This is a genomic window from Pseudomonas lactucae (assembly GCF_016937615.1).
Classification (GTDB): domain Bacteria; phylum Pseudomonadota; class Gammaproteobacteria; order Pseudomonadales; family Pseudomonadaceae; genus Aquipseudomonas; species Aquipseudomonas lactucae.
Genome location: NZ_JAFHKI010000151.1, coordinates 1 through 8,328, shown reverse-complemented (window position 1 = coordinate 8,328; position 8,328 = coordinate 1). Strand labels below are relative to the sequence as shown.

General features: G+C 62.4%; 5 protein-coding genes and 1 pseudogene. 4 read left to right on the top strand and 2 right to left on the bottom strand.

The annotated features are described in order from the left end of the window. Positions 1-45: 45 nt before the first annotated feature. Positions 46-2,464 (bottom strand): annotated as a pseudogene (gene lon, locus JWR98_RS24265) (endopeptidase La). Positions 2,465-2,622: 158 nt separating this feature from the next. Then, positions 2,623-3,612, bottom strand: coding sequence for a GntR family transcriptional regulator (locus tag JWR98_RS24260; protein ID WP_205491421.1), 990 nt, complete (start codon positions 3,610-3,612; stop codon positions 2,623-2,625). A gap of 334 nt (positions 3,613-3,946) precedes the next feature. Between JWR98_RS24260 and JWR98_RS24255 the strand changes: the two genes are divergently transcribed. From JWR98_RS24255 to JWR98_RS24240, 4 genes are read left to right on the top strand one after another with little or no spacing between them, the layout of a single operon-like run. Next, complete coding sequence (locus JWR98_RS24255; RefSeq protein WP_078731936.1) at positions 3,947-5,269, top strand: amidase; 1,323 nt, start codon at positions 3,947-3,949, stop codon at positions 5,267-5,269. Positions 5,270-5,280: 11 nt separating this feature from the next. Beyond that, positions 5,281-6,159, top strand: a complete 879-nt coding sequence (locus JWR98_RS24250) for a polysaccharide deacetylase family protein (RefSeq protein WP_078731733.1) — start codon at positions 5,281-5,283, stop codon at positions 6,157-6,159. Between the two features lie 29 nt (positions 6,160-6,188). Further along, positions 6,189-7,529: an MFS transporter gene (locus JWR98_RS24245; RefSeq protein ID WP_078731734.1), complete on the top strand. Its 1,341-nt coding sequence runs from the start codon at positions 6,189-6,191 to the stop codon at positions 7,527-7,529. 10 nt (positions 7,530-7,539) lie between these two features. Continuing rightward, a complete protein-coding gene (locus JWR98_RS24240; protein ID WP_205491419.1) occupies positions 7,540-8,301 on the top strand; it encodes an SDR family NAD(P)-dependent oxidoreductase in 762 nt (253 codons plus the stop codon). The last annotated feature ends 27 nt before the right edge of the window (positions 8,302-8,328 follow it).

Genomic DNA, 8,328 nt, shown 5'->3' with positions numbered 1-8,328 from the left:
AGGGGGCTTGCCCCCGATATGGCCGGTTCAGGTACTACATAAGTATCAGAACAGCACCTTCGCCACATCCGCAAAGCGCTTGGCAAAGTGCACCGTCATGCCTTCTTTGAGGTATTCCGGCAGTTCTTCAAAACTGCCACGGTTGGGCTCCGGCAGAATCAGCTCGTGAATCTTCTGGCGCCGCGCCGCGATCACCTTCTCGCGCACGCCGCCGATCGGGAGCACATGCCCGGTCAACGTCAGTTCGCCGGTCATGGCCACGCCTTTTTTCGGCGGCTGGTTGCGCGCCAGCGACAACAGCGCACTGGCCATGGTCACGCCGGCACTCGGGCCGTCCTTGGGTGTGGCGCCTTCCGGTACGTGCAGGTGCACGAAGGCTTCGTCGAAGAACTTCGGATCACCGCCAAAGGATTTCAGGTTGGAGCTGATGTAGCTGTAGGCGATTTCGGCGGACTCTTTCATCACCTCGCCCAACTGCCCGGTGAGCTTGAAGCCGCGGTTGAGCGTATGGATACGCGTGGCTTCGATCGGCAACGTCGCGCCGCCCATGCTGGTCCAGGCCAGGCCGGTGATAACACCGGTACCGGACAGTACTTGCTCGTTGCGGAACACCGGCATGCCGAGGGAGCTTTCCAGGTCCTTGTTGCCAATCTTGATCACCGAGTCCGGCGCGTCAAGCAACTTGACCACCGCCTTGCGCACCAGTTTGCCCAGTTGTTTTTCCAACTGGCGCACCCCGGCTTCGCGGGCGTAGCCGTCGATCAATGCACGCAGCGCCGTCGCTGATGGTCAGGCTGTTTTTTGCCACGCCGGCTTTTTCCAGCTGCTTTGGCCACAGATGGCGCTTGGCGATGGCGACTTTTTCTTCGGTGATATAGCCCGACAGGCGAATCACTTCCATGCGGTCCAGCAACGGGCCGGGGATCGAGTCCAGGGTGTTGGCGGTGCACACGAACAGTACTTTGGACAGGTCCAGGCGCAGGTCCAGGTAGTGATCGAGGAATTCGACGTTCTGCTCCGGGTCCAGGGTTTCCAGCAGCGCCGACGCCGGGTCGCCCTGGAAGCTCTGGCCCATCTTGTCGATCTCGTCGAGCATGATCACCGGGTTCATCACTTCCACATCTTTAAGCGCCTGCACCAGCTTGCCCGGCAGGGCGCCGATGTAGGTGCGGCGATGGCCCTTGATCTCGGCCTCGTCGCGCATGCCGCCGACGCTGAAGCGGTAGAACGGCCGGCCCAGGGACTCGGCGATGGATTTACCGACGCTGGTCTTACCCACGCCTGGCGGGCCGACGAGCAGCACGATGGAGCCGGCGACTTCGCCTTTATAAGCGCCCACCGCGAGGAATTCGAGAATGCGGCTCTTGATGTCATCCAGGCCGGCATGGTGCTTGTCCAGCACCTTGCGCGCGTGTTTCAGGTCAAGTTTGTCCTCGCCATACACGCCCCATGGCACTGAGGTGGCCCAGTCCAGGTAGTTGCGCGTCACCGCGTATTCCGGCGAGCCGGTTTCCAGGATCGACAGTTTGTTCAGTTCTTCATCGATGCGTTTTTTCGCCTGGGCCGGCAGTGTCTTGCCTTCCAGGCGCTGTTCGAACTGCTCCACGTCCGCACTGCGGTCGTCCTTGGTCAGACCCAGCTCCTGCTGGATGACCTTGAGCTGTTCCTTGAGAAAGAACTCGCGCTGGTGTTCACCGATCTTGCGGTTCACCTCGGCGGACAGTTCTTTTTGCAGGCGCGCAACTTCGACCTCTTTGCGCAGCATCGGCAACACTTTTTCCATGCGCTTGAGCATGGGCACGCAGTCCAGCACTTCCTGCAATTCGTTACCGGTGGCCGAGGTCAGCGCGGCGGCGAAATCGGTCAGCGGCGACGGATCGTTAGGGCTGAAGCGGTTGAGGTAGTTCTTCAGCTCTTCGCTGTACAGCGGGTTGAGCGGCAGCAGCTCCTTGATCGCATTGATCAGCGCCATGCCGTAGGCCTTGACCTCATCGGTCGGCTCGCTGGGCTGGTGCGGGTATTCGACTTCCACCAGGTACGGTGGGCGGTGGTGCTTGAGCCAGGTCTTGATACGCACGCGTGTCAGGCCCTGGGCGACGAATTGCAGCTTGCCGTTCTCGCGGCTGGCGTGGTGCACCTTCACCAGGGTGCCGTACAACGGCAGGCTGGAGGTGTCGAAATGGCGCGGATCTTCCGGCGGCGTGTCCATGAAGAACAGCGCCAGGGAGTGATGTTCGGACTTGCTCACCAACTCCAGGGTTTCGGCCCAGGGTTCTTCATTGACGATCACCGGCAACACTTGGGCCGGGAAAAACGGCCGGTTGTGGATCGGGATGATGTAGACCTTGTCCGGCAGGTTTTGCCCAGGCAGGGCCAGGCCGGTGTGGGACGAAGGGGTTTCAGCGTTTTCCGGGTCGGCGTAGTCGTTGAGGTCGTAATCGGGGAATTCTTGCTGGTCGCTCATGGGGCACCTGCATCAGGAAGTATGGTGCTTAGATGGGGCGGTGCAGTGGTGGTTTCAATGGGGGAGGGGAGATAGCAATAATTTGCATGAAATTACGCGGGCAGATGCGGTCGGTGTGGGAGGGGGCTTGCTTCCTCCCACATTTGACCGGTGTTGAATCAGCTGATTTTGTGGAGATAGGCGGGCAAAGGCTGCTCTGGCAACACCGACAGCACCTTCAACCGCTGCAACATCCTTTGACTGGCCCGTTGCAAATGCTCACGCAAATTCAACGCTGCCGCATCAAACGCGCCATGCAGCAGCAGCTCCAGTATCAGGCGATGTTCGGCCAACATCGCCGGATCAGCGCCGATCCCCAGCAAATGGTAGAAAATCCGGCTGATGATCATCGGGCTCTGGCCCTGGCGGATCAGCGCGGCGATCTTGCGGTTGCGCAGGCCGGCCAGGCAGCGTTGGTGCAGGTCATTTTCGATCTGTTCGATGGCTTCCAGGCTGCACTGGGGGCTGGCCTGGGCGTTGAGCACGCGTTGCAGCATGGCTTGGAGCAGGTCGCGGTCCAGGTCCGGCGCGCTTTGGCGCAGGGCTTCGGGCTCCAGGCAGGCGCGCAGTTCGTAGTCTTCGGTGACTTCCCGAGCGGTCAACGGCCCGGCCAGCCATTGGGAGTAGGGCTCCTTTTCCACCAGGCCGCGATCACGCAGGCGCATCAAGGCTTCGCGCACCACTGCGCGGCTGACACCGTAATGGTCGGCGGCGGCTTGCTCATCCAGACGGTAGTGGCCGAAGGCGATGCAGGTGGACAACGCCGCGCCGATTTCCTCGACGATGCGCTCGCCCAATGGCCGTGTGTCCACCAGCTCCGCCTCGCCGTTCAGGCCCAGGTGCGCATGGCTCAAGGGCAGGCGCAGCGGCTCAATGGCCAGGCCTTCGGGGTTGATCAGGTAACCACGGCCATTGAAGCGACAGATCAGGCCTTCGGCATGCAGCAGGTCCAGCGCCCTGCGCACCGGCACACGGCTGGTGCCGAACAGATCGGCCAGCGGCGCTTCCAGCAGCACCAGGCCGTGGCGGGCGGTGCCGTTGACGATCGCGTCGCGCAACAGCTGGTGAATCATCGCGTAACGGGAGGCCGAGGCGGACACTGCTTTCATTGCGTTCCCTGGGGCATATAGGACGGTGGCCGAGGATTCTCTCATAGATGCGCCTGTCACTCTGTGCCACGTCGGTGGCACTTTTTTGGGGCCTGGAAGCAGGAGATGTTACTTTTTTGCACCAAAATGTATTTATTTATAAAAGATACATTATTGGGTCGGAACGCTTGATAACGCTTCGCTGAGATTTTTTTGCCCCGATCAAAAGCATCTAGCCCGCAGACTTGAACGTTAAACCTGAAAACCGGCAAAGGCCTGCTACAGAGACTGGCACGAAATCTGCCTTTGTAAAATGTACATTTTATTAATATGTACGTTTATGAGGTGCATGCAGATGTCAGACGCCACGTCGATGGCCGAGGATTTTGCCAGCGGTCGCAGCGACCCGGTGCAAGCCCTCGAACACACGCTCGATCAAGCGGGACGCTACGCCGCGGTATTTATCAGTCTGACCGCCGAACGCGCGCGCCGTGAAGCTGAGGCCGCCACCGCCCGGTGGCGTGCCGGCCAGCCGTTGAGTGTGTTCGATGGCGTGCCGATGGCCTGGAAAGACCTGTTCGATCTGGCCGGCAGCGTCACCACCGCCGGCGCCGCTTACCGTCGCAATGCGCCCGCCGCCTTGCTCGATGCGCCCAGCGTCGGCCTGTTGTGCCGCGCCGGGATGGTCAGCGTCGGCAAGACCAACCTTAGTGAACTGGCCTATTCCGGCCTGGGCCTGAACCCGCATTTTGGTACGCCGCGCAGCCCCCATGGCGTGGATCAGGCACGTATCCCGGGCGGTTCGTCGTCCGGATCGGCGGTGGCTGTTGCGGCCGATATCGTGCCGATTGCCATGGGCACCGACACCGCCGGCTCCATTCGGATTCCGGCGGCATTCAACGGCGTGGTGGGGTATCGCAGCAGTTGCCGACGCTACAGCCGCGACGGTGTTTTCCCGCTGGCGCACACCCTCGACAGCCTCGGCCCGCTGACGCGCAGTGTGCGCGATGCGCTGACCATCGATGATCTGCTGCATGGCCGTACTCAAACCCACCGCGCCCGCCCGCTCAAGGGCCAGCGCTTTGTGCTGGCGCAACAAGACGTTGAACCGGCCGTGCGCAACAACCTGCTGCGCGCCGTGGAGCAACTCAAGGCCCAGGGCGCGCTCATCGAAGAACGCGAATGCACGACCTTTCAGGCCACCCTGGAGCTGATCAAGCACCACGGCTGGCTTGGCGCCTTTGAAGCCTTTGCCCTGCACGAAGCCTTGTTGGACAGCCGCGATGCCGAGCAACTCGACCCGCGTGTGCGCCGACGCCTCGAAGCCGCGCGCGCGCTGCCGGCCAGCCAACTTATCCACCTGACCGATGCACGCCGCCGTCTGCAACAGCAACTGATCGACGAGCTCGACGGCGCTATCCTCATGAGCCCCACCGTCGCCCATGTCGCGCCAGCCCTGGCACCGCTGGAAGCCGACGACGAGCTGTTCGTGCACACCAACCTCGCCACCCTGCGCCTGACCATGCCCGGCAGTTTGCTGGATATGCCCGGCGTCAGCCTGCCCAGCGGCCGCGACGCCCAGGGCCTGCCCACCGGATTGCTGCTCAGCGCCCCGACGGGAGAAGACGCACGCCTGTTGCGCGCGGCCTTGTCCGTTGAATCCGTACTTAACGTTTAAGGAGACACACCATGGCTAAAGACATCCTCTGTGCATTTGGCGTCGACGTAGACGCCGTCGCCGGCTGGCTCGGTTCCTACGGCGGCGAAGACTCGCCGGACGACATCTCCCGTGGCCTGTTCGCCGGTGAAGTCGGCGCGCCGCGCCTGCTCAAACTGTTCGAACGCTACGGCCTGCGTACCACCTGGTTTATCCCCGGTCACTCGATGGAAACCTTCCCCGCGCAGATGAAGGCCGTGGCCGACGCCGGTCACGAAATCGGCGTGCACGGCTACAGCCACGAAAACCCGATTGCGATGACCGCCGAGCAGGAAGAAATCGTGCTCGACAAGTCCATCGACCTGATCACCCAAGTCACCGGCAAACGCCCCACCGGCTATGTCGCGCCGTGGTGGGAGTTCAGCAAGGTCACCAACGAGCTGCTGCTGAAAAAAGGCATCAAGTACGACCACAGCCTGATGCACAACGACTTCCATCCCTACTACGTGCGCAAGGGCGACAGCTGGACCAAGATCGATTACAGCCAGCACCCCGACACCTGGATGAAACCGCTGGTGCGCGGCGAAGAAACCGACCTGGTGGAGATCCCGGCCAACTGGTACCTCGACGACCTGCCACCGATGATGTTCATCAAGAAAGCCCCCAACAGCCACGGCTTCGTCAACCCGCGCCACCTGGAAGAAATGTGGCGCGACCAGTTCGACTGGGTCTACCGCGAGCACGAACATGCGGTGTTCACCATGACCATCCACCCCGACGTGTCCGGCCGCCCGCAAGTGCTGTTGATGCTTGAGCGCTTGATCGAACACATCCAGAGCCATGCCGGCGTGCGCTTCGTCACCTTCGACGAAATCGCCGACGACTTCATGCGCCGCCAACCCCGTTCCTGACCCTCTGCCCCCACCCTTGAGGCGCGATTATGTCCATCTACAACAAGCTTGACCTGACTGGCTGGAAACCCCGGCAACTGACGTCCCGGGAAGTGCGCTTTGCGACCTGGATCGCTTTCTTCGCCTGGGTGTTTGCGGTGTATGACTTCATCCTGTTCGGCACCTTGCTGCCGGAGATCGGCCGGCACTTTGGCTGGGGCGAAGTGGAGCAAGCTGAAATCGCGACCTGGGTGGCGGTGGGTACCGCCGTCGTGGCTTTGGCCATTGGGCCGATCGTCGACAAATTGGGGCGGCGCAAAGGGATTATCTTCACCGTGGCCGGTTCCGCGCTGTGCTCGGCGCTGACTGCGATTGGCGGGGCGTGGGGCAAGTCGCCGCTGATCCTGATCCGTTCGCTGGGCGGCCTGGGCTACGCCGAGGAAACCGTCAACGCCACCTATCTGACCGAGTTGTATGGCGCCTCCGAAGACCCGCGGCTGACCAAGCGTCGCGGCTTCATCTACAGCCTGGTGCAGGGCGGCTGGCCGGTTGGGGCATTGATCGCGGCGGGCCTGACCGCGCTGTTGCTGCCGATCATCGGCTGGCAGGGCTGTTTTATCTTCGCGGCGATCCCGGCGATCGTGATTGCGATCATGGCGCGCAAGCTCAAGGAGAGCCCGCAATTCCAGATTCACCAGCGCATCAGCGAGCTGCGTAAAAGCGGCGCGGTGAAAGACGCGCAAAACGTCGCCGTGACCTACGGCGTGGATTACGACGAGCACAGCAAGGCCGGTCTCAAGGCCGCATTCCGGGGCCCGGCGCGACGCGCCACGTTGGTCATCGGCGCCGCGCTGTTGCTCAATTGGGCGGCGATCCAGGTGTTCAGCGTATTGGGCACCTCGGTGATCGTCAGCGTGCACCACATCTCGTTCGAGAACTCGTTGATCATCCTCGTGCTGTCGAACCTGGTGGGTTACTGCGGTTACCTCAGCCACGGCTGGATGGGCGACAAGATCGGTCGCCGCAACGTGATCGGCCTGGGCTGGATGCTCGGCGGCCTGTCGTTTGCCGGAATGCTGTTCGGCCCGAGCAACATGGCGATGGTGGTCGGGCTATACAGCCTGGGCCTGTTCTTCCTGATCGGGCCGTACTCGGCGGCGCTGTTCTTTATCAGCGAAAGTTTCCCCACCAGCATTCGTGCCACCGGTGGCGCGATCATCCACGCCATGGGCCCGATCGGTGCGGTGGTCGCAGGCTTCGGCGCCACCCAGGTGTTGTCCGCCGGCAGCGACTGGCAGACCGCTGCGCTGTGGTTCGGCGCCGTGCCGTGTTTTTTGTCCGGCATGTTGATGTTCGTCGCCCGCCATGTGCGCCCGGAAACCGTTCAGTAAGGAGTGTGTGATGAGCCGTAAAGTTGCCTTGATTACCGGTGCCGCCAGCGGCATCGGCCAAGCCCTCGCGGTGGCCTATGCGCGTGTGGGCGTGGTGGTGGTGGGCGGGTATTACCCGGCCGATCCCCATGACCCGCAAAGCACCGTGGCCCTGGTGGAACAGGCCGGCGGCGAATGCCTGATGCTGGCGCTGGACGTGGGCGACACCGCCTCGGTGGACGCCTTGGCCGCACAGGCGGTGCAGCATTTTGGCCGGCTGGATTATGCCGTGGCCAACGCCGGTTTGCTGCGCCGTGCGCCATTGCTGGAGATGACCGATGCGCTGTGGGACGAGATGCTCAACGTCGACCTCACGGGGGTGATGCGCACTTTCCGCGCCGCGAGCCGGCACATGGGCGAAGGCGGCGCGCTGGTGGCGATTTCGTCGATTGCCGGTGGCGTGTATGGCTGGCAGGAGCATTCGCACTATGCCGCCGCCAAGGCCGGCGTGCCGGGGCTGTGTCGCTCGCTGGCGGTGGAGTTGGCGCCTCGTGGCATTCGTTGCAATGCGGTGATCCCGGGGTTGATCGAGACGCCGCAGTCGTTGGATGCGAAGAATTCGTTGGGGCCGCAGGGCTTGGCCAAGGCCGCAAAAGCGATTCCGCTGGGCCGCGTGGGCAGGGCGGACGAAGTGGCGTCGTTGGTGCAGTTCTTGACCAGTGAAGCCTCAAGTTATCTGACCGGGCAAAGCATCGTGATTGATGGCGGTCTGACCGTGCGCTGGCCTGACTAACTGTACTCGGTCTGAAATGTGGGAGGG

Bases quoted from the DNA above. Each gene is read 5' to 3' on its own strand.
- JWR98_RS24260 (WP_205491421.1), bottom strand. From the start codon at position 3,612: ATGAAAGCAGTGTCCGCCTCGGCCTCCCGTTACGCGATGATTCACCAG.
- JWR98_RS24255 (WP_078731936.1), top strand. From the start codon at position 3,947: ATGTCAGACGCCACGTCGATGGCCGAGGATTTTGCCAGCGGTCGCAGC.
- JWR98_RS24250 (WP_078731733.1), top strand. From the start codon at position 5,281: ATGGCTAAAGACATCCTCTGTGCATTTGGCGTCGACGTAGACGCCGTC.
- JWR98_RS24245 (WP_078731734.1), top strand. From the start codon at position 6,189: ATGTCCATCTACAACAAGCTTGACCTGACTGGCTGGAAACCCCGGCAA.
- JWR98_RS24240 (WP_205491419.1), top strand. From the start codon at position 7,540: ATGAGCCGTAAAGTTGCCTTGATTACCGGTGCCGCCAGCGGCATCGGC.